General features: G+C 73.0%; 24 protein-coding genes. 11 read left to right on the top strand and 13 right to left on the bottom strand.

Annotated elements, in window-relative coordinates; translation table 11 throughout:
* Positions 1-192 precede the first annotated feature (192 nt).
* From ABD236_RS04070 to ABD236_RS04055, 4 genes are all read right to left on the bottom strand, one after another.
* Positions 193-960: an SDR family oxidoreductase gene (locus ABD236_RS04070; protein ID WP_344070190.1), complete on the bottom strand. Its 768-nt coding sequence runs from the start codon at positions 958-960 to the stop codon at positions 193-195.
* 17 nt (positions 961-977) lie between these two features.
* Positions 978-1,739, bottom strand: a complete 762-nt coding sequence (fabG, locus tag ABD236_RS04065) for a 3-oxoacyl-ACP reductase FabG (protein ID WP_344070188.1) — start codon at positions 1,737-1,739, stop codon at positions 978-980.
* Between the two features lie 150 nt (positions 1,740-1,889).
* On the bottom strand, positions 1,890-2,273 hold the full coding sequence (locus ABD236_RS04060; RefSeq protein WP_344070184.1) for a DUF3037 domain-containing protein: 384 nt from the start codon (positions 2,271-2,273) through the stop codon (positions 1,890-1,892).
* Positions 2,270-3,139, bottom strand: coding sequence for a HipA family kinase (locus ABD236_RS04055; protein ID WP_344070182.1), 870 nt, complete (start codon positions 3,137-3,139; stop codon positions 2,270-2,272). The genes ABD236_RS04060 and ABD236_RS04055 overlap by 4 nt, the downstream gene beginning before the upstream one ends.
* 64 nt (positions 3,140-3,203) lie before the next feature.
* Here ABD236_RS04055 and ABD236_RS04050 point away from each other — a divergent pair, with 64 nt between their 5' ends.
* Entirely contained in the window at positions 3,204-5,297 is a 2,094-nt protein-coding gene (locus ABD236_RS04050) for a S9 family peptidase (RefSeq protein WP_344070180.1), read from the top strand.
* Positions 5,298-5,365: 68 nt separating this feature from the next.
* The gene (locus ABD236_RS04045; protein ID WP_344070178.1) at positions 5,366-5,854 is read left to right on the top strand and encodes a Rieske (2Fe-2S) protein; all 489 of its coding nucleotides are present in this window, start codon (positions 5,366-5,368) and stop codon (positions 5,852-5,854) included.
* A gap of 18 nt (positions 5,855-5,872) precedes the next feature.
* On the opposite strand, the gene ABD236_RS04040 is transcribed toward ABD236_RS04045, so the two are convergent.
* Positions 5,873-6,556: a cysteine hydrolase family protein gene (locus ABD236_RS04040; RefSeq protein ID WP_344070176.1), complete on the bottom strand. Its 684-nt coding sequence runs from the start codon at positions 6,554-6,556 to the stop codon at positions 5,873-5,875.
* Between the two features lie 121 nt (positions 6,557-6,677).
* On the opposite strand from ABD236_RS04040, the gene ABD236_RS04035 reads away from it, so the two are divergent.
* Positions 6,678-7,160: a pyridoxamine 5'-phosphate oxidase family protein gene (locus ABD236_RS04035; protein ID WP_344070174.1), complete on the top strand. Its 483-nt coding sequence runs from the start codon at positions 6,678-6,680 to the stop codon at positions 7,158-7,160.
* A gap of 22 nt (positions 7,161-7,182) precedes the next feature.
* Here the strand turns inward: ABD236_RS04035 and ABD236_RS04030 are convergent, their stop codons facing one another.
* The gene (locus ABD236_RS04030) at positions 7,183-8,088 is read right to left on the bottom strand and encodes a LysR family transcriptional regulator (protein ID WP_344070172.1); all 906 of its coding nucleotides are present in this window, start codon (positions 8,086-8,088) and stop codon (positions 7,183-7,185) included.
* A 74-nt stretch (positions 8,089-8,162) separates the two neighbouring features.
* Here ABD236_RS04030 and ABD236_RS04025 point away from each other — a divergent pair, with 74 nt between their 5' ends.
* Positions 8,163-9,107 carry a DMT family transporter gene (locus tag ABD236_RS04025; RefSeq protein WP_344070170.1) on the top strand — a complete coding sequence of 315 codons (945 nt, stop codon included), beginning with the start codon at positions 8,163-8,165 and terminating at the stop codon, positions 9,105-9,107.
* Positions 9,108-9,217: 110 nt separating this feature from the next.
* On the opposite strand, the gene ABD236_RS04020 is transcribed toward ABD236_RS04025, so the two are convergent.
* Positions 9,218-10,558, bottom strand: coding sequence for an aminotransferase class I/II-fold pyridoxal phosphate-dependent enzyme (locus tag ABD236_RS04020; RefSeq protein ID WP_344070168.1), 1,341 nt, complete (start codon positions 10,556-10,558; stop codon positions 9,218-9,220).
* Between the two features lie 36 nt (positions 10,559-10,594).
* On the opposite strand from ABD236_RS04020, the gene ABD236_RS04015 reads away from it, so the two are divergent.
* Positions 10,595-11,257, top strand: a complete 663-nt coding sequence (locus ABD236_RS04015) for a pyridoxamine 5'-phosphate oxidase family protein (RefSeq protein WP_344070166.1) — start codon at positions 10,595-10,597, stop codon at positions 11,255-11,257.
* Between the two features lie 51 nt (positions 11,258-11,308).
* Here ABD236_RS04015 and ABD236_RS04010 read toward each other — a convergent pair whose 3' ends face one another.
* The 3 genes from ABD236_RS04010 to ABD236_RS04000 form a co-directional block, all read right to left on the bottom strand.
* On the bottom strand, positions 11,309-12,268 hold the full coding sequence (locus tag ABD236_RS04010) for a DMT family transporter (protein ID WP_344070164.1): 960 nt from the start codon (positions 12,266-12,268) through the stop codon (positions 11,309-11,311).
* Between the two features lie 162 nt (positions 12,269-12,430).
* The gene (locus tag ABD236_RS04005) at positions 12,431-13,462 is read right to left on the bottom strand and encodes an EamA family transporter (RefSeq protein ID WP_344070162.1); all 1,032 of its coding nucleotides are present in this window, start codon (positions 13,460-13,462) and stop codon (positions 12,431-12,433) included.
* 31 nt (positions 13,463-13,493) lie between these two features.
* A complete protein-coding gene (locus ABD236_RS04000; protein WP_344070160.1) occupies positions 13,494-14,036 on the bottom strand; it encodes a Clp protease N-terminal domain-containing protein in 543 nt (180 codons plus the stop codon).
* Between the two features lie 234 nt (positions 14,037-14,270).
* On the opposite strand from ABD236_RS04000, the gene ABD236_RS03995 reads away from it, so the two are divergent.
* Positions 14,271-14,471, top strand: a complete 201-nt coding sequence (locus tag ABD236_RS03995; protein WP_344070158.1) for a hypothetical protein — start codon at positions 14,271-14,273, stop codon at positions 14,469-14,471.
* Positions 14,472-14,584: 113 nt separating this feature from the next.
* The gene (locus tag ABD236_RS03990; RefSeq protein WP_344070156.1) at positions 14,585-15,013 is read left to right on the top strand and encodes a type II toxin-antitoxin system Rv0910 family toxin; all 429 of its coding nucleotides are present in this window, start codon (positions 14,585-14,587) and stop codon (positions 15,011-15,013) included.
* Between the two features lie 101 nt (positions 15,014-15,114).
* Here ABD236_RS03990 and ABD236_RS03985 read toward each other — a convergent pair whose 3' ends face one another.
* A complete protein-coding gene (locus ABD236_RS03985) occupies positions 15,115-15,711 on the bottom strand; it encodes a PadR family transcriptional regulator (protein ID WP_344070154.1) in 597 nt (198 codons plus the stop codon).
* 179 nt (positions 15,712-15,890) lie between these two features.
* Here ABD236_RS03985 and ABD236_RS03980 point away from each other — a divergent pair, with 179 nt between their 5' ends.
* Positions 15,891-16,706: a PhzF family phenazine biosynthesis protein gene (locus ABD236_RS03980; protein ID WP_344070152.1), complete on the top strand. Its 816-nt coding sequence runs from the start codon at positions 15,891-15,893 to the stop codon at positions 16,704-16,706.
* A 99-nt stretch (positions 16,707-16,805) separates the two neighbouring features.
* Here ABD236_RS03980 and ABD236_RS03975 read toward each other — a convergent pair whose 3' ends face one another.
* Positions 16,806-17,609: a CPBP family intramembrane glutamic endopeptidase gene (locus ABD236_RS03975; protein ID WP_344070150.1), complete on the bottom strand. Its 804-nt coding sequence runs from the start codon at positions 17,607-17,609 to the stop codon at positions 16,806-16,808.
* Between the two features lie 163 nt (positions 17,610-17,772).
* On the opposite strand from ABD236_RS03975, the gene ABD236_RS03970 reads away from it, so the two are divergent.
* Positions 17,773-19,560: a substrate-binding domain-containing protein gene (locus tag ABD236_RS03970; protein ID WP_344070148.1), complete on the top strand. Its 1,788-nt coding sequence runs from the start codon at positions 17,773-17,775 to the stop codon at positions 19,558-19,560.
* 49 nt (positions 19,561-19,609) lie between these two features.
* Here ABD236_RS03970 and ABD236_RS03965 read toward each other — a convergent pair whose 3' ends face one another.
* Positions 19,610-21,118 carry a glutamate-cysteine ligase family protein gene (locus ABD236_RS03965; RefSeq protein WP_344070146.1) on the bottom strand — a complete coding sequence of 503 codons (1,509 nt, stop codon included), beginning with the start codon at positions 21,116-21,118 and terminating at the stop codon, positions 19,610-19,612.
* A gap of 489 nt (positions 21,119-21,607) precedes the next feature.
* Here ABD236_RS03965 and ABD236_RS03960 point away from each other — a divergent pair, with 489 nt between their 5' ends.
* A complete protein-coding gene (locus ABD236_RS03960) occupies positions 21,608-22,195 on the top strand; it encodes a hypothetical protein (RefSeq protein ID WP_344070144.1) in 588 nt (195 codons plus the stop codon).
* Positions 22,196-22,530: 335 nt separating this feature from the next.
* Positions 22,531-22,737 carry a DUF5999 family protein gene (locus tag ABD236_RS03955; RefSeq protein WP_067155431.1) on the top strand — a complete coding sequence of 69 codons (207 nt, stop codon included), beginning with the start codon at positions 22,531-22,533 and terminating at the stop codon, positions 22,735-22,737.
* The last annotated feature ends 49 nt before the right edge of the window (positions 22,738-22,786 follow it).

Here is a 22,786-nt window from a genome sequence, read left to right as displayed (position 1 = left end):
TGAACACGTGCACGCTCCTCGTTCAGCCATGGGTCGGCAGACCATACCGCAGCGCCCCGCCCGGTCAACTGGAGGACGGGACGGGGCACTTGGGGCATCGAGGGGCAAACCGGAACACTACTCACCGGTATGAAGATCAGCGTACCCGCTGGGCGGTGAGCGAACTCCCGACCGGCCGGTGCGCGCGGGCCGTCAGTGCACTCCGGCGCCGAGGAAGAGCCCGCCGTCCACCACCAGCGTCTGCCCGGTCACCCAGGCGGACTGCTCGGAGGTGAGGAACGCGGCCGCTCCGCCGATGTCGGAGGGCACCCCGAGGCGCTTGAGGGGGTAGCCCGCGGCCGCCTCCTCCTCGCGGCCCTCGTAGAGCGCCTGGGCGAACTTGGTCTTGACCACCGCGGGGGCGATCGCGTTGACCCGCACGTCCGGCGCGAACTCGTGCGCCAGCTGGAGGGTCAGATTGACCATGGCCGCCTTGCTCATCCCGTACGCGCCGATGAAGGGCGAGGGGGCGAGGCCGGCGACGGAGGCGATGTTGACGATCGCGCCGCCGTTCTCCTTCTGCCAGGCCTTCCAGGTCTGCTGGGCGAAGCCGAGCGCGGAGACCACATTGGTCTCGTAGACCTTGCGCGCCACGTTCAGGTCGAGCTCGGCCATCGGCGAGTAGACCGGGTTGGTGCCCGCGTTGTTCACCAGGAAGTCGACCCGGCCGAAGGCCTCCATCGTGCGCTCGACCGCGACGGCCTGGTGGGCCTCGTCGTGGGCCTTGCCGGCGACGCCGATGACGCGGTCCGCGCCGAGCCGCTCTACGGCCTCCTTGAGGGCGTCCTCGCCCCGGCCGGTGATGCAGACGCGGTCGCCGCGGGCGAGGAGCGCCTCGGCGACGCCGTAGCCGATGCCCCGGCTGGCGCCGGTGACCAGGGCGACCCTGCCGGAGAGCTCCGGAAGCTGAATGTCCGTCATGATGTGCTCTCCCGGCTTCAGTTGAGGGGTCCGCCGGCCACGTACAGCACCTGGCCGGAGACGAAGCCCGCGTCGTCGCCGGTGAAGAAGGCGATGGCGTTGGCGATGTCGTCCGGGGTGCCGACGCGCTGCACGGGGATCTGGGTGGCGGCCGCGGCCTGGAAGTCCTCGAAGCCCATGCCGACCCGGGCGGCGGTCTGCGCGGTCATCTCGGTGACGATGAAGCCGGGGGCGACGGCGTTGGCGGTGACGCCGAACTTGCCGAGCTCCTTGGCGAGGGTCTTGGTGAAGCCCTGGAGGCCCGCCTTCACGGCGGAGTAGTTGGCCTGGCCGCGGTTGCCGAGCGCGGAGGACGAGGAGAGCGAGACGATACGGCCCCAGCCGGCGTCCACCATGTGCTTCTGGACGGCCTTGGCCATCAGGAACGCGCCCTTGAGGTGCACGTTCATCACGGTGTCCCAGTCCAGCTCGGTCATCTTGAAGAGCAGGTTGTCGCGGAGCACGCCCGCGTTGTTGACGAGGATCGTGGGCGCCCCGAGCTCGGCGGCGACGCGCGCCACGGCGGCCTCCACCTGGGCGCTGTCGGAGACGTCGCAGCCGACGGCGATCGCCTTGCCGCCCGCCGCCGTGATCTTCTCGACGGTGTCCTTGCAGGCCGCCTCGTCGAGGTCGAGTACGGCGACCGCGCGGCCCTCGGCCGCGAGCCGGACGGCGGTCGCGGCGCCGATGCCCCGGGCCGCCCCGGTCACGATGGCTACGCGCTGCTCGGTGGTGGACATGCTGTTCTCCTCGCCCTGGGGATCCGCGGCTCCTCGTCCCTGAGCAACCGCTTAGTAGCTTCAGCAGACGAGACGCTAGAAGCCCTGGCACCCGGTGTCAACGGCCCACGGATCGCCCCGGCGAAGGTCACACCCGCACGGCCCGCCCCGTCAGCGAACGAGCAGGTCCAGCAGCCGCTCGGTCTCGGCCGCCGGATCCGCCGTGAGCCCGGTGTGCACCGGGCCGGGCTGCACCACGGTCGAGCGGGGCGCGATCAGCCAGCGAAAGCGCCGCCCGGCGTCGTCGCCCGCCGCCTGCCCGGCCGCCTCGCCGCCGCCGCAGACCCCCTCGACGGCCCGCAGCGCCGCCCGCACCCCGGCCACGTCGGCACGCGGGTCGAGCGCCATCAGCTTGGCCTCGTCCAGATGCGTACGGGCCGCGACGAACGACTTGGCCCGGCAGTACACCAGCACCCCGGCGTTGAAGCACTCGCCGCGCTCCACGCGCGGCACCACGCGCAGCAGCGCGTACTCGAAGACGTCGCGGTCGCTCACTTGCCGTCCTTCTCGCCGGGCTGGCCGGTCTTGCTGTCCTTGGTGGGGTGCGGCCAGGGCTTGAGGTGGTCGGTGAGCCAGCCCGGGGCCTGCGACGGGGTGGCCTTGGCGGGCGCGTCCAGCGTGATCCGCTCGTGGATGTCGGCGGCACGGGCCAGCAGCGGCGCCACATACGCCCGGCGCAGCGCGTCCGTGGTGTCGAAGCCGGGCTCGTCCACCAGCCACTCGTCCGGCACCAGCGCGGTCACCTCGGTCAGCAGCTCCTCGGTCACCAGGGGTGCCAACTCGGCGGCGGCGGAGGCGACATCGGGCCCGAACGGGGCGAGCGCGTGGTCCGAGGCGTTGTAGGGCTTGGCGGCCGAGGCCTGCGCGCCCGGCCAGTTGTGGTGCCAGATCATCGTGGCGCCGTGGTCGATCAGCCAAAGATCACCGTGCCACACCAGCATGTTAGGATTCCGCCACGAACGGTCGACGTTGTTGATCAACGCGTCGAACCAGACGACCTTGCCCGCCTCAGCGGAACTCACCTGATACGCAAGCGGGTCGAACCCGATCGAACCGGGCAAGTAGTCCATTCCGAGATTCAGCCCACCGCTCGCCTTCAGCAGCTCCTGCACCTCCTGGTCCGGCTCCGAGAGCCCGATGACGGGATCGAGCTGCATGGTGACCAGTCGGGGCACGCGCAGAGCCAGCCGTCGGGCCAGCTCTCCGCAGATCACCTCCGCCACCAGGGTCTTGCGGCCCTGTCCGGCGCCGGTGAACTTCATGACGTACGTACCGAGATCGTCGGCCTCGACGATCCCCGGGAGCGAGCCGCCCTCACGCAAGGGCGTGACATAGCGGGTCGCTGTCACTTCATTGAGCATCCGCCCAGGCTACTGGGACGGACGCGACCGTTCGATCACTCCGACCCCGAGGGGACGCTTCGCCATGCCCGCAGACCGCACGGCCGACCAGCCGCACACCACCGAGGACTTCCCGCTCCAGTTCGCCCGCACCCGGCGCTTCTCGCTCGGCGTGCCCAAGGCCTTCACCGTCTCGCCCGACGGCGAACGGGTGCTGTTCCTGCGCACCGCGGGCGGCCGTTCCGCGCTCGGCTCGCTGTGGCTGTTCGAGAACGGCGAGGAGCGCGTCCTCGTCGACCCGCTCGCGCTCGGCGAGCCCGGCGAGGTGCCGCAGGCGGAGCTGATCCGCCGCGAGCGGGCCCGCGAGACGGGCGGCGGCATCGTCTCCTACGCCACCGACGCGGCCGTCCGCACCGTCGTCTTCGCCCTCCATGGCGCCCTCTGGCTGGCCGGTACGGACGGAAGCGCCCCACGCCCGCTCCGCACGGCGGGCCCGGCGGTCGACCCGCGCCTGTCCCCCGACGGCACGCTCGTCTCGTACGTGACCGGGCGCGCCCTGCACGTGGTGCGCGCCGACGGCACCGGCGACCGGCGACTGCTCGCCCCGGAGGGCCCACAGGTGTCCTACGGGCTGACCGACCACGTCTCGGCGGAGTCCATCGGCCGCGCGCGCAGCTCCTGGTGGGCCCCGGACAGCTCCGCGCTCCTGGTGGTGCGGGTGGACGAGTCGCCCGTGCGGCGCTGGTATCTGGGCGACCCCTCGGATCCGGCGAAGGAGCCGCGCGTGCTGCCGTACCCGGCGGCCGGCACGGCCAACGCCGAGGTGTCGCTGGTCGTCGTCGGCGTCGACGGCGAGCGGGTCCCGGTGCGGCTGCCCGAGGCGGCGGAAGCCGCCTCGCACCCGGCCGGCGCCTGGACCGACCCGGCCTTCGAGTACCTGGTGGAGGGTGGCTGGGACGCCACGGGCCCGTACGCCACCGTCCAGACCCGGGACCAGCGCACCGCGTACCGGCTCGCCGTCGACCCGGCGAGCGGCGGGACCGAGGTGCTGGAGCGCCACCACGACGACCACTGGCTGGAGTTCACCCCGGGCGGCATGCCGCTGTCCCGCTTCAGGGACGCCCTCGGGGACGGGCCCCCGGCCGGGCTCGACGTGCGCGCGATACTCGGCTCGTCCGGCGACACGGTCTACTTCACGGCGAGCGACGAGCCCACCGAGACCCATGTGTGGGCGTACGCGCCCGGCTCCGGCTGCACCCGTGTCACCGAGGAGCCCGGGGTGCACACGGCCACCGTCGGCGGCGACGCCCTCGTCCTCGAGAGCCGCACCCTGGACGCGCACACGGTGACGGTCCTGCGCGGCGGCAAACCGACGGGCCGGATCGGTGTGCTGAGCGAGCGGCCGGTGCTGACGCCGCGACCGCTGTTCCTGTCGCTGGGCGAGCGCGAACTGCGCACCGCGCTCTATCTGCCGTCCTGGCACCGCGAGGGCGCGGCCCGGCTGCCCGTGGTGATCCACTCGTACGGCGGTCCGGGCCTGCAGACCGTCGTACGGGCCGGCGCCTGGTTCCACGCGGTGAACCAGTGGTTCGCCGAGCAGGGGTTCGCGGTCCTGTCCGTCGACGGGCGCGGCACCCCGGGGCGCGGCGAGGCCTGGCGGGTCAGCATCCACGGCGACCAGCTCACCCCGGTCCTGGAGGACCAGGTCGACGCGTTGCGGGCGGCCGCCGAGCGCTTTTCGGACCTGGACACGGACCGGGTGGGCATCCGGGGCTGGTCGTTCGGCGGGTATCTGGCGGCGGCGGCCGTGCTGCACCGGCCCGATGTGTTCCACGCGGCCGTGGCGGGGGCGGCCCCGACGGACCTCACGCTCTACGACACCCACTGGAAGGAGCGCTATCTCGGCCACCCGGACGTCCAGCCGGAGAACTACGAGCGCTGCTCGCTGGTCGCGCACGCCCACAAGCTGACCCGGCCGCTGATGCTCGTCCAGGGAATGGCGGACGACAATGTGGTGCCCGCACACACGCTGCGGTTCTCACAGGCGCTGCTCGCGGCGGGCAAGCCGCACACCGTGCTGCCACTGGTGGGCGAGAGCCACATGGTCACCAGGGAGGGTGTGGCCGACACACTGCTGTGGCTGAATCTGGAGTTTCTGAAGAAATCCCTGAACGCCTGAACAACCGGCCGCGCCGGGCCGTACCCCTTCACGCAGCCCCCGTGTAGCAAGGTGAAGGGAACGCCAGTATGAGCACCCAAGCTCTTCCGTCCGAGCCGGGCCCGGCCCGCCGTACCGTCGTCGCGGCGGTCGGCGGCGTCGGGCTCGCGGCCGCGCTCGCCGCCTGCGGCGACTCGGACACGTCCGACGGCGCCGCCAAGTCCTCCGGTGACGGAGGGACCGGAGGAACGGGCGGCGCCACCGGAGGGGGCGGCGCCGGGGCGGCCGGCGGCGCGGTGCTGGCGAAGACCGCCGACATCCCGCAGGGCGGCGGCAAGGTCTTCCCCGACCAGGGCGTGGTGGTGACGCAGCCGACGGCCGGCACCTTCAAGGCGTTCTCGGCCATCTGCACCCACCAGGGCTGCACGGTGAAGGACGTCGGCGGCGGCACCATCAACTGCCCCTGCCACGGCAGCAAGTACGACCCGGCGACCGGCGCTGTCACCGGGGGCCCGGCGCCGCGGCCGCTCCCGGCCAAGACGATCAAGGTGGAGGGGGATTCGATCAAACTGGCGTGAACCGTGGGGCCGTGCCGCTCAGAACCGCCTGGGCCGGCGCGGCCCCTTGAGGCACGCCACGATGTCGTCGGTGGTGGCGACCGTGGCCACCAGCGCCAGCGTGTGGCGGATCATCGCGGGGGTGTACTCGGCGGGCACCCCCGCAACGGCGTCCACGGGCACCACGGCCGTGTAGCCGAGGTTGACGGCGTCGAAGACGGCGTTGGGGATCGCCACGTTCGCCGAGACACCGCTGACGATCAGGGTGCGGCAGCCGAGGTTGCGCAGCAGCGGGTCGACGCCCGTCCCCGCGATCGGCGAGAGGCCGTGCAGCCTGCGCACCACCAGGTCCTCGTCCGCCACGTCGATGCCCTCGACGATCCGTACCGCCGTCGAACCGGAGTACTGCTGCACGGGCAGGCGCTCGGCGGCCCGGAACAGACGCGCGTTGGTGGAGGCGCCGCGCCCGTCCGGCCTGCGCTCGGCCACCGCGTGCACGACCTGGACGCCCGTCTCGTGCGCCGCGGCGACCAGCCGGGCGATGTTGTGCAGCGCGCCCGACGACCGCGCCTCCTTGGCGAGTTCGGGCAGCGCGCTGTCGTGGCCGACGACCCCCTGCTGGCACTCCACGGTCATCAGCACCGTCGAGGCGGGCTCCAACAGCCCGGCCAGCCGCTCGGTCCGCCGCTCGTCGTGCTGTGCCGCTCGCTCGTTCGTCGCCATGGCGCGGCAGGCTAGTGGCCATTGCGCGAGGGGGGAAGGCCGCGCCATGATTCCTGACACTCAGTCAGCTCGGCTCGGCCGGAACGCGTCGGCCGCGCCGACCCACGGGAGGAGCCGCCCGATGACCGCCACCCAGCGCCGGGGCCGCCGGATCATGATGACGGACGCCGAACGGGACGCGTTCCTCGCGGAACAGCGCACCTGCCGGGTCGCCACCGTCTCCCCCGACGGCCATCCGCACGTGGGCGCGCTCTGGTACGTCTGGGACGGGAGCGCGCTGTGGCTCTACTCGATCACCCGCAGCCTGCGCTGGTCCCAGCTGCTCAAGGACCCCAGGACGGCGGTGGTGGTGGACGCCGGCGAGTCCTACGGCGAGCTGCGCGGCGTCGAGCTGCGGGGCAGTGCGGTCCCGGTCGGCGAGGTGCCGCGCACGGGCGAGCCGTGTGCCGAACTGGACGGGCCCGAGCGGGAGTTCGCGCGCAAGAACTTCGGCCTGGAGGAGATGGTCCACGACGGCCGGCACGCCTGGCTGCGGCTGACGCCGGAGACGATCGTGTCGTGGGACTTCCGCAAGCTGGGCCTGCCGGGGCCGTCCGGCGGCTGAGAGGCAGCGCCCCGTTCAGGACTCAATCGGTCAGGTCGCGCCCCGCCGAGGCCAACGCCTCCACCGCCGCCCGGATCGAGGGGCGCCGGTCGGCGTCCGCGCGCCACACCGCGTACACATGCCGGTGCATCGCGTCGCGCACCGGCACCACCCGGACCCCCTCGGGCACCGGGCCCCGCCCCAGCCGGGGCGCGACGCTCACGCCCAGTCCGGCTTCCACCAGGGCGAGCTGGGTGGCGTGTTCACGCGCCACGTGCCCGATGCGCGGCTCGACGCCCTTGCCCCGCAGCGTGAACATCAGCCACTCGTGGCAGAACTCGCCCTCGGGCCAGGTGACCCACTCGTCCGAGGCGAACTCCTCCAGGTCCACGCTCTCGCGCCCCGCGAGCGGGTGCCCCACCGGCATCGCCACGTCCGCCTGGTCGTCCAGGACCGACCGCTTGGCCAGCCCGTCGGGCAGCGGCAGCGGCTTGTTGTACCAGTCGAGGACGACGGCCAGGTCGAGGTCGCCGAGGAGCACGCCCCGTACCGAGTCCTCGGCCTCCAACTCGTCCGACCGCACGCACAGTTGGGGGTGGGCGGTCCGCAGCGCGGTGAGCGCCGCGGGGAACAGGCCGCGCGCGGCGGTGGCGAAGCCCGCGATCCGCAGCTCGCCCACGACCCGGCCGCGCTGGGCCTCCAGATCGGCCTGCGCCACCTGGACCTGGGAGAGGATCCGTGCGGCGTGCTCGGCGAGCAGCCGGCCCGCGTCGGTGAGGCGCACGCCCCGCCCGTTCTTGGCGAGCAGCGGCTGCCCCGCCTCCCGCTCCAGTTTCGCGAGCTGCTGGGACACGGCCGAGGTCGTGACGTGCAGATTGTCTGCGGCGCCGCCTACCGAGCCATGGCGGGCCAAGGCGTCGAGGGTCCGCAGGCGCTCCAAGTTCAACATATAAGGAATGCTAACCGATCCCCTCCACCTTTTCTCGCTTGTGCTACGTGATCGAACAGGCCAGGCTTGCCGCCATGAGCACCGTCACCCCGCCCCGGTCGTCCCTCACGGCCCCCTCCCCCACCCTCCGCCGCCCGGCCCTGGACTGGCGTGTCCGGTTCGCGGTGCTCTCGCTGGTCTGGGGGTTCAGCTTCCTCCTGATCAAGGTGGGCACGGACGGCTACGCCCCGTTCCAGGTCACCTTCGGACGGCTCTTCTTCGGTACGGCGGTGCTCGCCGTCGCCATGGCCGTCAAGCGGGAGCGGCTGCCGCGCGGCGGCCGCACCTGGCTCCATCTGTCGGTGGCCGCCCTGCTCCTGAACGCCCTGCCGTTCTCGCTGTTCGCCTACTCGGAGCTGACGATCCCCTCGACCCTCGCGGGGATCTGCAACGCGACCTCGCCGCTGTGGGGCATGGCGCTCTCCCTGGTGGCGCTCTCCGAGGACCGGCCGACCCGGCGCCGGGTGGCGGGCCTGGGCCTCGGCTTCCTCGGGGTGCTCACGGTCCTGGGCGCCTGGCAGGGCTTCGACGGCCTGGACCCGAAGGGCACGGCGATGGCCCTGCTCGCCTCGCTCTGCTACCCGGTCGGCTGGATCTACGTCCGCCGCAACCTCGCGGGCAGCGGCCACTCGAACCTGTCGCTGATCGGCTCTCAGCTGGGCGTCGCCACCCTCCAACTCGCCCTGGTCACGCCGCTGTTCGCGGGCTTCCCGACCGCGTTCCACCCGCTCCCGCTGCTCGCGGTCGCCGCGCTCGGCGCCCTCGGCACCGGCTTCGCGGTGCTGGTCCAGTACGGCCTGGTCAACGAGGTCGGCCCGACGACCGCGCAGATGGTCACGTACTTCATCCCGGTCATCGCCACGGCGGCCGGAGTCCTGCTCCTGGGCGAGAGCCTGAGCTGGAACACCCCGGTGGGTGCGGCGATAGTCCTGGCGGGAGCGGCGTTGACACAGGGCCGCACGCCCAAGAAGGCGCTGTAGCGCTTCTCTTGTGGCCGACGGCTGCGGCCCGGGGCAACCCTTCAGGGGCGGCGCGGGGAACTGCGCGGCCAGCCCCCACCGGCCCGCAGACGACCACGCACCCGCCGAAGTCAGTCGTAGCGCCGCCCAGGCGAAGACGGCAACGACCCCGTCGCCGCCACCACCGCGTCGGCCGCAGCGCCGATGTCGGCCGGCCCGAGCCGGGACACGGTGAGCCGGATCCCGGGCGCGGCCGACATCCGGAACCGCGCACCGGGCGCCACCGCCCACCCCGCGTGCAGCAACCGCGCCACCGCCGCCGTCTCGTCCGGCACCGGCACCCACACACTGAACCCGCTGCGGCCGTGCGCCGCGACCCCCCGTGAGCGCAGCGCGCGCACCAGGGCGTCGCGGCGCTCGCCGTAGGAGCGGGCCACGGCGGCCGGGTCGAGCACGCCCGAGGTCCACAGATGGACGACGGTCCGCTGGAGCAGCCGGCTGACCCAGCCGGGCCCGAGCCGCTGGCGCCCCCGCACCCGGTCCATCGTGACGGCGTCCCCGGTGAGCACGGCGAGCCGCAGATCCGGCCCGTACGCCTTGGCCACCGACCGTACGAAAGCCCAGTGTCCGACGACCGGGGACAGCGGGGCGAGCGGCACGTCGACCATGCCGTGCCCGTGGTCGTCCTCGATCAGCAGGACCGAGGGGTGGGCCCGCAGCACCTCCCGCAGCGCACGCGCGCGCTCCGCGCTCACGGCCGCGCCGGTCGGGTTCTGCGCCCGGCAGGTGACGACCAGCGCCCGCGCCCCGCCCGCCAGCGCGCTCTCCACGGCCTCGGGCAGCGGCCCGTCGTCGTCGAGCGCCACCGGCACCGGCCGCAGCCCGAGGGCCGGGACGAGGTCGAGCAGGGCGCCCCAGCCCGGGTCCTCGATGGCGACGGCGTCACCGGGCCGCAGATGCGCGGCGAGCACCCGCTCGATCGCGTCGAGCGAGCCGGACAGGACGCCGACCGGCCCCTGCGGCACCCCGTCGGCGTCCAGGGCCGCCCGCGCGAGCCGTGCCAGCTCCGGGTCCACCGGGTCCTGCCCGTAGAGCGAGGGCCGCTCGGCGTGGTCGCGCGCGGCGGCCGCGAGCGCCTCGCCGAGCGGCGGCAGCAGCGCGGGGTCGGGATTGCCGTCGGAGATGTCGCGCACCCCGGCGGGCACGTCGATGCGCTGGGCGTCGCGGGCCGTGCTGGCGGGGCGCGGACGCACCCGGCTGCCCCGGCGGCCCCCCGTCTCGATGACCCCCCGGTCCCGCAGCAGCCGGTAGGCGGCCGCGACCGTATTGGGATTCACCCCGAGCTCGCTCGCCAACTCCCGCAGCGGCGGCAGCGCTTGCCCCGGCTCCAGCTCCCCCGCGCCCACCGCGCGCTCCACGTCGGCGGCGATCTCCGATGCGCGACGCCCCACGATCCGATACTCTCCTAGCACAAACACAACTATGCACTAGTGCAATGGAGAAGGCAAATGGCCGAGACCGCCAGCTACGAGCCCACCGGGCGCACCGTGCCGACCCGCTCGCGCGAGCGGGCCTCGTACGACCGCGAGCTGGTGCACGGAATACTCGACGAGGGATACGTGTGCCACCTCGGCTTCGTGCGCGACGGCGCCCCGGTGGTGCTGCCGACGCTGTACGGCCGGATCGGCGAGCGGCTCTATGTGCACGGCTCGACGGGGTCGCGGCCGCTGCGGATGGCCGGCCGGGCCGACCCCGGGCTCCCGGTCTGCCTCACCGTCACCCACGTCGACGGCCTGGTGCTGGCCCGCTCGGCCTTCCACCACTCCCTCAACTACCGCTCCGTCGTGGTCCACGGCCTCGCGTACCAGGTCACCGACCCCGAGGAGCGGCGCAGCGCGCTGGACGCGCTGGTCGACCAGGTCGTGCCCGGCCGGTCCTACGACTCGCGGCAGGCCAACGCCAAGGAGCTCGCCGCGACCTCGGTCATCCGGCTCGACCTCGAGGAGGTGTCGGCGAAGGTGCGCACCGGCGGCCCCAACGACGAGCCCGAGGACAGCGCCCTGCCGCACTGGACCGGGGTGATCCCGCTGGCCCGGACGTACGGGACGCCGCTCCCGGCCGACGACCTCGACCCGTCCGTGGCGCTGCCCGACTACCTGGCCGCGCTCTGACAGCCGGACACTGCCGGGGGCCCGCGCAAGCGTCCGCAGGCCCCCGGCGGGTCAGACCGCGACCGGCTCGCGGCGGGCCCGCGCGGCGAGCCGCGCCTCGGCTCCGGCCAGCCCCACCACCGCGACCAGCAGCAACAGCGTGCCCGCCACCGTGGCGGCGCTCAGCCGCTCACCGAGCACCGCGACCGCCAGCAGCGCCGCGCTCACCGGTTCGAGCAGCATGATCACGGAGACGGTGGCGGACCGCACGACGGCCGCGCCCGCGAAGTAGAGCGCGTACGCCAGCGCCGTGGGCACCGCCGCCACGTACAGCAGCAGCACGGCCACCCGCACCGGCTCGGCGGTGTGCGGCACCAGGCCCTCCGCGCCCGCGAGCGGCAGCAGCAGGACCGAGGCCACGGCGAACGCCCAGGCCGTGGTCGAGGAGGGGTCGGCGGCCTCGCCGTCGCGGCCGAGCCACCGGGTGAGCAGGGTGATCCCCGCGTATCCGGCCGCCGAGAGCAGCGCGAGGAGCACTCCGGCGGGGCGGACGGCGCCGCCGCCGTTGCCGAGGACGAGCACCGCGAGGCCGGTGAGCGCCCCGGCCACGGCGGTCAGCCCGGCGCCGCCGATCCGCTCACCCAGGGTGAGCCGGGCGCCGAGCGCGATGAGGACGGGACCGGCGCCGAGGGTGACCACGGTCGCGACGGCGAGCCCGGTCGAGGCGACGGCGGCGAAGTAGGCGCTCTGGAAGACCGCGAGGCCGACACCGTTGCCGAGGATCCGCAGCAGCCGCCGGCCCAGCGGTTCGGCGGGCCTGCCGACCGGGCGCCGGCGCAGCGCCCGGGCGCCGAGCAGCAGCGCCAGACCGCCGACGCAGCGCCAGAAGGAGAGGGCGAGCGGGCCCAGGTCGCTGGCGTCGAAGACCAGCGCGGCCGCGCCGCCCGCGGTGCCCCAGGCGACACCGGCGAAGACGAGATAGAGCAGGCCGCGCCCGACGGGCAGGCCTGTGGAAGTCGGTGCGTTCGACACGTACGTACTCCGGAGAGGAAGACGGGAAAGGTCGCTTGCCTGGAGTACGCGGGCAGCGACGAGCCGCTCGGGGACTGCCCGAGCCCGGTCTTCGTCAGGGGTGGCGGCCGCCCGCGTTACGCGGCGGGAGGCGGCAGGACGGTCGCGTGCATGATCGCCACCCTACGGCGCGGTCCGGCCGGCCGACAACTCACCCTCGGAGCCTTCCCGGACAGGTGCTTCCCGGGCGGGCGTTTCCCGCACGGGCAACGGGTGGCCGTCCCCGCCCGCCACCGGCCCGGAGGCGTCCTTCGGCGCCGAGGACTGCGCGATGAAGGCGCCGACCAGGACCACCGCGCCGCCCGCGATCTGCGGCGCGGAGAGGTGCTCGCCGAGCAGCACCCAGGCCAGGACGGTCGCGATGACCGCCTCCAGGCACGCGACGACACCGGCGACCTGCGGGGAGAGCTTGCGTACCGAGATCACTCCGGTGACGTACGCGATCACGGTCGCGATCAGCACGATCCAGCCGAGCAGCAGGGCCGCCGGCACGTCCGAGCCGTTCATGTCGGCGCTGCCGCCGAGCACCGACCAGTCCATGCCCCAGGGCCGGGCGACCACGGTGAGCAGGAGGGAGCCGATGAGCAGGCCGTACGCGATGACGCCGAGCGGGTCGGGCGCGTCGTCCGCGTCGCCGCCCTGGTCGGACAGGACGAAGTAACCGACCTGGCAGCAGGCGGCGCCGAGGGCGAGCAGCAGTCCCAAGAGGTCGAAGCTGAGCCCGGACCAGATCTCGACGACGGAGGCGAGGCCGCCGACGGCGAGCACCACGCCGACGGCCGCGGCCCGGGTCACGGGCCTGCGCTGGACGAACCGGACCCAGCCGAGGACGAGCGCGGGCGCCAGGTATTCGACGAGCAGGGCGACGCCGACCGGGATACGGGATATCGCGGCGAAGTAGCAGGCCTGGACACCGGCGACGGCGAGCAGACCGAACCCGGCGAGCAGCGCGGGCCGGCGCACGAGCAGCCTCCGGTGGCGCCAGGCGACGGGCAGCATGACGAGCGCGGCGCCCGTCACCCGCAGCCACACCACGTGCAGCGGGTCGAGGCCCGCCTCGATCAGCGGCTTGGCCGCGACACCTGATCCACCGAATGAGAACGCCGAGGCCAGGGCCAGTCCCAGGCCGACGTTTCTCCCCTGAGACGCCTGCATCGGCACATCATGACAGGAGAAGTCAGGAGCGTCACCCCTGTGACACCTGTCGAGACGGCGGGGGCTCGGCAAGCCGCCCGGAGAGCTCCCGGGACTCGACTCCGGCGTGGTCGAGGACCTCCACGGCCCGGCACTCCGGGTCGGCCGCGAGCGCCGCGAGCAGGTCGGTTCCGCAGGCGTGGGCGTCGCCGCGGGCGGCCGCCCTGGCGAGCGCGCCCTCCATCGCGGTGACCGCGGCGGGCGACCAGCCGGGCTGGGCGAGCAGCGGCAGCGCCCCCGAGTCCTCCACCGACCCCTGCCAGCGCAGCCCGTACCCGATGGAGCGCTGGACGAGATAGCCGAGCACCCGCGCCACCTGCGGAGCGCCGTCGAACGCGGCCCGCACCTCGGGGTCGCTCTCCATCAGCGAGTGCAGCAGATGGGCCGTGTCGAGCTGCCGGTCCCCGTCGCGCAGCGCCCGTCTGCGGGCACCCGCGACCACCGAAGCCATCTCGTCGGTGAGCCGGGCTTCGAGGTCGGGGGCGGCGGGGACCGGAGCCGGGACGGCCGGGACCCGCGGGATCGGGGAGTGCACCCTCCTACCCCATCAGGGGCCCGGCCCCCCGGGCATCCCCGCCGGGAAGCATTCCGCGTCCGACGTGGGGTGGGGACGGATGACCGGGTTCTCCTCCTTCCGGATGAGATTCCACGGTTTACACCTCGGGGGCGCGCACCACCTGCCCGTACGCCCGGCGCGCAACCGCACCGCCGCCCGACACGTCCCCTCCCGTACGACACAGCCGCCCCGGCAACCGCGGGAGGGGGTCCGATGTGCTGGATGGTCGCCCTGCTGGCCGAGGACGGGCTGCAGTACGTGTACCGCGTGTACGCGCCCGGGGACGCCCTGCGCGGCGATCTGTTCTGGGCCGCCTTCCACTGCCACGACGAGTCCGCGCGCCCGCGCGCCTGCGACCTCTTCGACTCGGCGCAGATATGGGCGCTGCCGGTCACCGGCTCGTCGGTGAGCTGACAGGGCCCGGCCGTGCGGGAAGCGCCCCACTGTCTGACGGTTCATCAGTATTGAATGTTCACGGCACCCCGGCTACGTTCCGCGACACGTTCCCGACTCGAAGGGGTGGTCGTATGGCCGAGGTCAGCGCCGAGGCGCGTCTGGAGGCTCCGGCGGAGAAGGTCTGGGCCCGGCTGACGGACTTCACCGCGTACGGCGAGTGGAACGCCACCCACACCGGCTTCCCGCGGGGCGGCCCCGAGAAGCTGGAGCTCGGCGCGACCTACACCGAGAACATGAAGCTCATGGGCTTCCCCGCCGAAGTCCTGTGGACCGTGGACGAGTTCGAGGCGGGCCGGCTGCTCGGTGTCAGGGGCAAGGGTCCGATGGGGGTCGTCGTCGGCAACCGCTACACGCTCACGCCCGACGGGAACGCCACGGTGGTCCGGATCGACGGCGAGTTCACCGGCGCCGCCGTCTCGCTGATGGCGGGCAAGCTCAAGGACTCGGCGACGGCCGCGCTGAACGAGTCACTGCGCAAGCTCGGCGGCCTGGTGGCCTGAGCCCGGTGGCCTGAGCCCGGTGGCCTGACCGCCACGGCCGCCCGCAGACACGGGAGAGCCCCGCGACCGGGTGGTCGCGGGGCTCTCGGCGGCCGGCGGGGTCAGTCCTCGTCGGCCAGGATCAGATACAGCCTCTTACGGGCGTCGTTGATGACCCCGAGCGCCTTCTGGCGCTGTTCGGCGGTGCCGGTCTTCCAGACCTGACCGAACGCCTCCATCAGACCGAACCCGGCCTGGCGGATCTCGTTCATGCTCTCCCAGTCGACTCCGCGCCCGGCCTCTTCCCACGGGGCCTCGGACCCCGACTCGGCCTCGGCGCGCCCGGCGTCGGTGAGCGTGAACAGCTTCTTGCCGCCCTCGCTCTCACTGGTGATCAGGCCCTCGTCCTCCATCATCTGGAGGGTCGGATAGACCGAGCCGGGGCTGGGCTTCCAGGCCCCGCCGCTGCGCTCGCCGATCTCCTGGATCATCTCGTAGCCGTGCATCGGCCGGTCCTTCAGCAGGGCCAGGATCGACGCGCGGACATCCCCGCGCCGCGCCCTGCCCCGCGGACCGCCCCGGCCGCCTCGGCCGGGCCCGAACGGTCCGCCGCCGAAGCCTGGACCGAAGGGACCGAAGGCGGCACGCCGCCCCTCGAAGTCGCCCCGACCGCGATGGCCGGGTCCGTGCTGTCCGTACCCATGTCCATGTGAACGCATCGCTACGCTCCTTCCATCGTTGATCCGTCGCGATGGCTCAACGATATATCGGAACCGTTCGGTGAGCAAGCACCGATATGACTCTCCGAGGAAGGCCGTCGGAAAAAGGGCCACCGAGGAGGCCAACAACCCCGGATTGGCCTTGGTCAGTGGACTGCTCCGGCCCGTACCGTCCTGCCATGCAGATCCGAATCGTCGACGCCTTCACCGACCGCCCGTTCGCCGGAAACCCGGCCGGGGTCCTGCTCCTCGACGCGTTCCCGGAGGACGCCTGGCTTCAGGACGTGGCCCGCGAGGTCAACCTCTCCGAGACCGCCTTCGCGCATCCGCTGCCGCCGGGCGGCGAGGCCGACTGGGCGCTGCGGTGGTTCACCCCGGCCACCGAGGTCGGCATGTGCGGGCATGCCACTCTGGCCACCGCCCATGTGCTGCACACGACCGGCGCCGCGACCGGCACGGTCCGGTTCGCGGCCCGGTGCGGCGTCCTCGCGGCCACCGCGCACGCGGACGGATCGATCACGCTCGACTTCCCCACCTCGCCGCTGACCCCGGTGGAGGTCCCGGCCGGGGTGTCCGAGGCGCTCGGGGCGCGCCCCCGGTCCGTGCACGACACCTCGGAGTTCATCGGCGACCTGGTCGTCGAGCTCGCGGACGAGCGGACCGTGCGCGCTCTGACGCCCGACTTCAAGGCACTGGCCGCGTACTCCAAGCGCGGTGTCATCGCCACGGCGGCGGCCGAGGACCCGTCCCTGGGCTATGACTTCGTCTCGCGGGGCTTCTTCCCGGGCGTCGGCATCGACGAGGACCCGGTGACGGGCAGCGCGCACACCGCGCTGGCGCCGTTCTGGTCGGAGCGGCTGGGCCGCACCGAGCTCACCGGCCTCCAGGCCTCCACCCGGACCGGTCTGGTGCACACCTCCCTGCGCGGCGAGCGCACCCTGCTGACCGGTACGGCGGTCACGGTCATCGAGGGCGAACTGCTCACGGCGCCGTAGCGTCGGCCGATCGCGTGAGAGGGAATGCGTAAGGGGCGTACGCAATAGCGGTACGCCCCTTACCCGTTCGTCCACGCGCGCGTGCGCCGCCGCGCCCGCTCACACCGTGGGCAGCCAGCTCACCTTCCCCGCGAGCAGCGCGTACCCCACGAACGCCCCGATGTCGAGCAGCGAATGGGCCACGACCAGGGGTCCCACCCGCTGCCAGCGCCGGTAGAGCAGGACGAACACGACGCCCATCGCCATGTTGCCGAGGAAGCCGCCGATGCCCTGGTAGAGGTGGTAGGAGCCGCGCAGGACCGAGCTCGCCGCCAGCGCCGCGAGCGGCGTCCACCCCAACTGGCCTAGCCGCCGCAGCAGATACCCGACGACAATCACTTCCTCCAGTACGGCGTTCTGCACCGCCGACAGGACGAGCACCGGGTACTTCCACCAGACGTCCGGCAGCGACTCGGGGACGACCGTGAGATTGCCCCCGGCCGCGCGCGCCAGCAGATAGAAACCGAGTCCCGCGCTGCCGATCCCGGCGGCGATCAGCGCGCCCCGCCCGAGGTCCGGCGCGGGCCGCCTGCGGTCGAAGCCGAGCACCCGAAGTCCCCCCGCCCCCTCCCGCAGCAGCAGGTGCGCCACGAGCGCCACGGGCACGAGGGCGGTGGCGATACCGAAGAGCTGCCAGGCGAGATCAAGCCAGGGCCGCCCGGGGGCGTACGAGGTGTTGAGTTTCGCCGCCTGGTCCTTGAGGCCGCCCGGCTTGGTCACCGACCCGACAAAGCTGATCAGCGCCGACACACCGCTCGCACCGAGCGAGAGCGCCAGCACGAGCACCGTCTCGGACCGCAAGATCCGCGGTGACACCCCCTGTTCGGGAAGAGAATCAGCCACACGCCCCGCCTCCACCTGCACACCTGCCTCCAGTTGACCGAACCCGTCCCAAGCCCACCACTGCCCCGCTAGGGTCTCGAATGAAAGTACGAAGATCGTGCGCGACAGGCCGGGGGGCGAGCGCCATTTCGATGGTGCGGTCCCCCTTTTTCCTTGTTCAGGGTTCAAGGAGGGCACCACCGCCATGGGACGTCACAGCTTGCCCGACGAGCACGCGACCGAGGGAACCCGGGGCGGCCCGGCCGCCGCCGGCCGCCGTCGAACGGTCGTCGTCGCCACCCTGCTCGTGCTCGTCGTGGCGGGCGGCGCGGCCGTCGCCGCGAGCAGCGGACTGCTCTCCTTCGGCGACGCGTGCCGGGACTCGGCGGTACGGCTGGATCTCGTCGCCTCCCCCGACCTCGCCCCCGCCGTCCGCTCCGTCGCCGAGCGGGCGCGCGCCGACAAGGTGACCTCCGACGGCTCCTGTATCGACGTCCGGGTCACCGCCCGCGAGCCGTACAAGGTGGCCGCCGCGCTCGGCGCGGGCCGCGAACCCGACTTCGCGGTGTGGATACCGGACTCGGCGCTGTGGGTGGACCGCGCCAAGGAGGGCGGCGAGAGCGTCCCGGTCGCCACGGCGGGCCATGTCGCCGCCTCGCCGGTGGCGCTCGCGCTGGTGGCGCCCGCCGCCAAGTCCCTGGGCTGGCCGTCCAGGACGTACACCTGGGCGGAGCTCGCCGCGGCCGCCACCCGCTCGGACGCGCTGCGCCTGGGCGCGGCCGACCCGGCCCGTTCGGCCGCCGCCCTGCTCGCGCTGAGCAGCGTCGGGCGCTCCGCGGCCCACGAGGGCGCCGACGGCGGCACCGGGGCGGCCACCCTGGCCAAGGCGCTCGCTCAGCGCACCGCCGACACCGACGCCCAGGTCGTCGAGACGCTCGCCCGGGACGGCTCGGGCGCCGGGAGGGGCGATCCGCGCCGCAACCAGGCCGTCGTCCTCTCCGAGCAGGCGGCGTACGCGTACAACACCGGCCGGGGCGCGAAGCGGGGGCTCGACCTCTTCTACCCGAAGGACGGGGCGCCGCTGCTCGACTACCCGTACACGATCGTCCGCGAGAACCGGCTGAGCACCGACCGCAGCCGCGCCGCGATGCGGTTCCTGACGCTGCTGGGCGAGCCGGAGTCCCGGCGGACGCTGGGCCGGAGCGGCTTTCGCACCCCGGGCGAGGCGGCGGACGAGGCGGCCGTGAAGAAGGCCGGCGCGGCCTCGCCGCAGCCCTACGCCGGCTCGACCGCCGAGACCCCGTCCGCCAAGGAGCTCCAGGAAGCCCTCGGGATGTGGACGATCATCGTGCAGAGCGCCCGGCTCACCACCGTCGTGGACGCCTCGGGGTCGATGGCGGCGCCGGTGCCCGGCGCGGGCGGCCGGTCCCGGATGGACGTCACCAAGGCCTCACTGCTGCGGGCGCTGGCGCAGTTCACGCCCGAGGACGAGATCGGCCTGTGGGACTTCGCCACCCGCCTGGACGGCTCGCGCGACTACCGCGAGCTGGTGCCGACCGCCCGCCTCGGCGACCCGGTCGAGGGCGGGCGCACCCAGCGCGACCGGCTGACCGCCGCCTTCGGCGCGCTCCAGCCGGTGCCGGACGGGGCGACCGGCCTCTACGACACGACGCTCGCCGCGTACAAGCAGGCCACCGCGAGCTATCGGCCGGGCAGGTTCAACGCGCTGGTGATCCTCACGGACGGCGCCAACGAGGACCCGGGCAGCATCTCGCGCGGCGAGCTGATCACCAGGCTCCGGCGGCTCGCCGACCCCGCGAAGCCGGTCCCGATGATCGCCATCGCGGTCGGCCCGGACGCGGACGGCGAGTCGGTCAGGGAGATCGCCCGCGCCACCGGCGGCGCGGGGTACCAGGTCACCGACCCGGCCGAGATCCAGGCGGTGATCCTGAAGGCCATCATGACGGTGGGTCAGGGCAGCCGGGCGAACTGAGGCCGCTGTCTCCTTTTTCTCCTGCTCCTTCCTCTCCTGCTTCTTCCTCTCATCCGGGCGCGGGGAACCCCATCGGCCAGGTGTGCACCGGCTCGCCCGTGTGGGTGAGATCGCGGTAGCGGCGGGTGGTGGCCGCCAGGGCCGCCTCGCGGGTCAGCCCGGCGTCGCGGGCGCGGTGGTAGGTGTCGACCTGCCAGGAGGCGCCGTTGACGCGCCGCTGGCAGCGCTCCTCGATCACGCCGAGGTAGTGGTCCCGGTCGGCCGGCTCCACCCCCCACGCGTCGAGCCCGGCGTGGGCCAGCGGCAGGAGCTCGTCGCGTACCAGCTTGACGGCCGGTACGCGCGCGACGCCGCCCGCCCGGCGCGGCACCGGCCACAGCAGTTCGGCGTCGATGCCCTGGCGGCAGGCCGTCTCGAAGTTGGCGGCGGCCACCGCGAACGGCAGCCGGGTCCACACCGGCCTGCTGTCCTCGGCCAGCGAGCGCACCAGGCCGTAGTAGAAGGCCGCGTTCGCGATGACGTCGGTGATGGTGGGCCCGGCCGGCAGCACCCGGTTCTCCACCCGCAAATGCGGCACACCGTCCGCGATCCCGTACACCGGGCGGTTCCAGCGGTAGATCGTCCCGTTGTGCAGGACGAGTTCCTGGAGGCTGGGGACCCCGCCCGCGGACAGCACCCGCAGCGGCTCCTCCTCGTCGCAGATGGGCAGCAGCGGCGGGAAGTAGCGCAGGTTCTCCTCGAACAGCTCGTACGCGGAGCTCACCCAGCGCTCGCCGAACCAGGTGCGCGGGCGCACGCCCTGGGCGCGCAGCTCCGCCGGCCGGGTGTCGGTGGCCTGCTCGAACAGCGGCGGACGCGACTCGCGCCACAGCTCCTTGCCGAACAGGAAGGGCGCGTTGGCCCCCACCGCGATCTGTACGGCGGCGATGGCCTGGGCCGCGTTCCACACCGCCGCGAAGCGGGCAGGAGTGACCTGGAGGTGCAGCTGCACCGAGGTGCAGGCGGCCTCCGGGGTGATGGAACCGGAGGTGCAGACGAGGCGTTCGACGCCTTCGATGTCGAGGGTGAAATCCTCGCCGCGGGCCGCCACGATCTGATCGTTGAGCAGGACATAGCGGTCGGCGTCGGAAAGGTTCGCGGATACCAGGTCCTGCTGGCTGAGCGTCGGAAGAATTCCGATCATCAGGATCCCGGCGCCGACTTCGCCGGCTTTGCGCTCGGCGTACCCGAGGCCGGTCCGCAGCTCCTCGGAGAGCTGATCGAAAACCCGGCCGCCGAGCGGGTGCGGGGCGATATTCACCTCGAGGTTGAACATCCCGAGTTCGGTCTGGAAATCCTTGCTCGCAATCCGCTCCAGAACCTCCGCGTTCATCATGCGCGGCATACCGTCGGACCCCACGAGATTCAGCTCGATCTCCACGCCCATCAGATTCCTCGGGCGATCGAACCTCCGTTCGGTAAGGAGTCGCCCCAGCCCCTCCAGGCACTGCTGGAGCTTCTGGCGGTACGCGTGCCGATCGGACAGGTCGAACTCGCCCGCCACGACCTTCTCACCCATCGAAGCGTCCCTCCTCGAATGGGCAGCCGGCCCGGCCGGCCGCGTGCGTCACGGTCGATAATGCCCAGGCTGGCTGATCCATAACGTCCCATCCGGGCGGGCCGCGTAGTAAGCTGGTACGAACCGGCCTCGGGCACATGCATTCGGCATACAGCAACCGGCGGATACCACCGCTTCGGGAATGGTGAAAAACACAGACGGGTTTCGGCCGACCGGCGTAGCGGGACCTTTCCAGGCAGGCCGCGTACCCCGTTCCGCGAATCGGGATGAATGCCGCATCAGCAGGACCTGATTCGGACTTGCCCGAAATACTGCCGACAGCTAGCGGAAACCCGCCGTGAACACGTGTCGTATAAACTTTGCGAACGAGGCAGAGAGTTGGCGCCCGGCCACTGCCCCCCGGCCCCCCTCTGACCCCGCGTCACCGCAGACAGCGCCGTCCGCACCGCCCACGCACCACCGTGTCTCCGAAGTGAGAGGCGACCCACCATGCCGCTGCATGTTCCCCCGGCTCCCGCGCCCGCCCTGCGCAGCGTCCTCGCGGCACTCGGTTCCCCCACCGCCGTCCGCGCGGCGCGCACCCCCGCCCTGCGAGCCGCGCAGGGCCCGCTGACTCCCGAACTCCCGCTGCCCGTCCATGTGCTGGACCGGATCACCCCGAGCGCCCGCGCCCCGCACAGCCGACTGGCCGGCTGGCGGTTCCTCATCAGCGACGCGGGAAGCGCGGTCGCCGCCGCGGACACCGTGCTCACCCCGGACGGCTGGGCCTTCTCGCACTTCTTCGAGGGCCCCTACCTCGCCTCGACCCAGCACGCCCTGCGCCAGGCGGAGGCGCTCACCGTGGACTTCGAGCCCCGTCTGCTCTCGGTGCCCGAGCTCTACATGCTCACCCTGTGGCTGCGGCGCGACCTCACGGCCGACCCCGCCTCGGGGGAGCTGGACCCGGCCGATCTGCTGGTGCCGCTGGCGCCCGCGCCGCCCGGCATCTGCGCCCACCGCCCGCACCGGGTCTCCGAGCTGCTGCCGGTGATGACCCTGCGGCTCACCCCCGCGCCGCTGCTCAGCCAGCCGGTCTGACACCCGGCCGCCCACCCGCGAGAGCCGCCCGCGGCGCCCCGGAGCCCACCCGGCCCGGGGCGCCGCGCTGTGCGCCCGCGCGCGCCCTCCTCCGTACGGGCTAGCCCGTAACGGCCACCGCGAACCACCCGAAGAGGCAGGGCAGTTGAGTTGAACCGGCCGCACGAGTGATGCGTCAATATGCAGTAGGAAGTGGTGCCGCGAAATCCCTGCGGATTGACGCCCGTAGGGCAACACTGGGAGCGGACCGACCGACTTACCAACGGGGGGCGGCCATGAACACCGCATCGAGCCGCAGGACACTCAACTCTACGACGCAGCGAAAGAACGCATCCATGTGCCAGCACCAGCCAGCCTGCCCGACAGCCGACTCCGCCGACCGGGAGGCCGCGCAGCTCGTGGCGCACCACCCGGAGCAGGGCTGGAGCCTGCTGTGCAACGGCGTCCTGATCTTCGAGGACACCGGTGAGCTGCTGCCGGACGGGCGGATCATCGCCCCGCACCGGGCGCTGACAGCCGGACAGGTGGCGAAGGCCGCCTAGCCGGCCTCGCGGGCACAGACCGCACAGCACCACAACAAAGAAGGGGCCG

Origin of the sequence: Streptomyces crystallinus (assembly GCF_039521265.1) — a bacterium.
GTDB lineage: Bacteria > Actinomycetota > Actinomycetes > Streptomycetales > Streptomycetaceae > Streptomyces > Streptomyces crystallinus.
The sequence above is the reverse complement of the archived record's forward strand: the minus strand, read 5'-3'. Positions and strand labels throughout refer to the sequence as shown.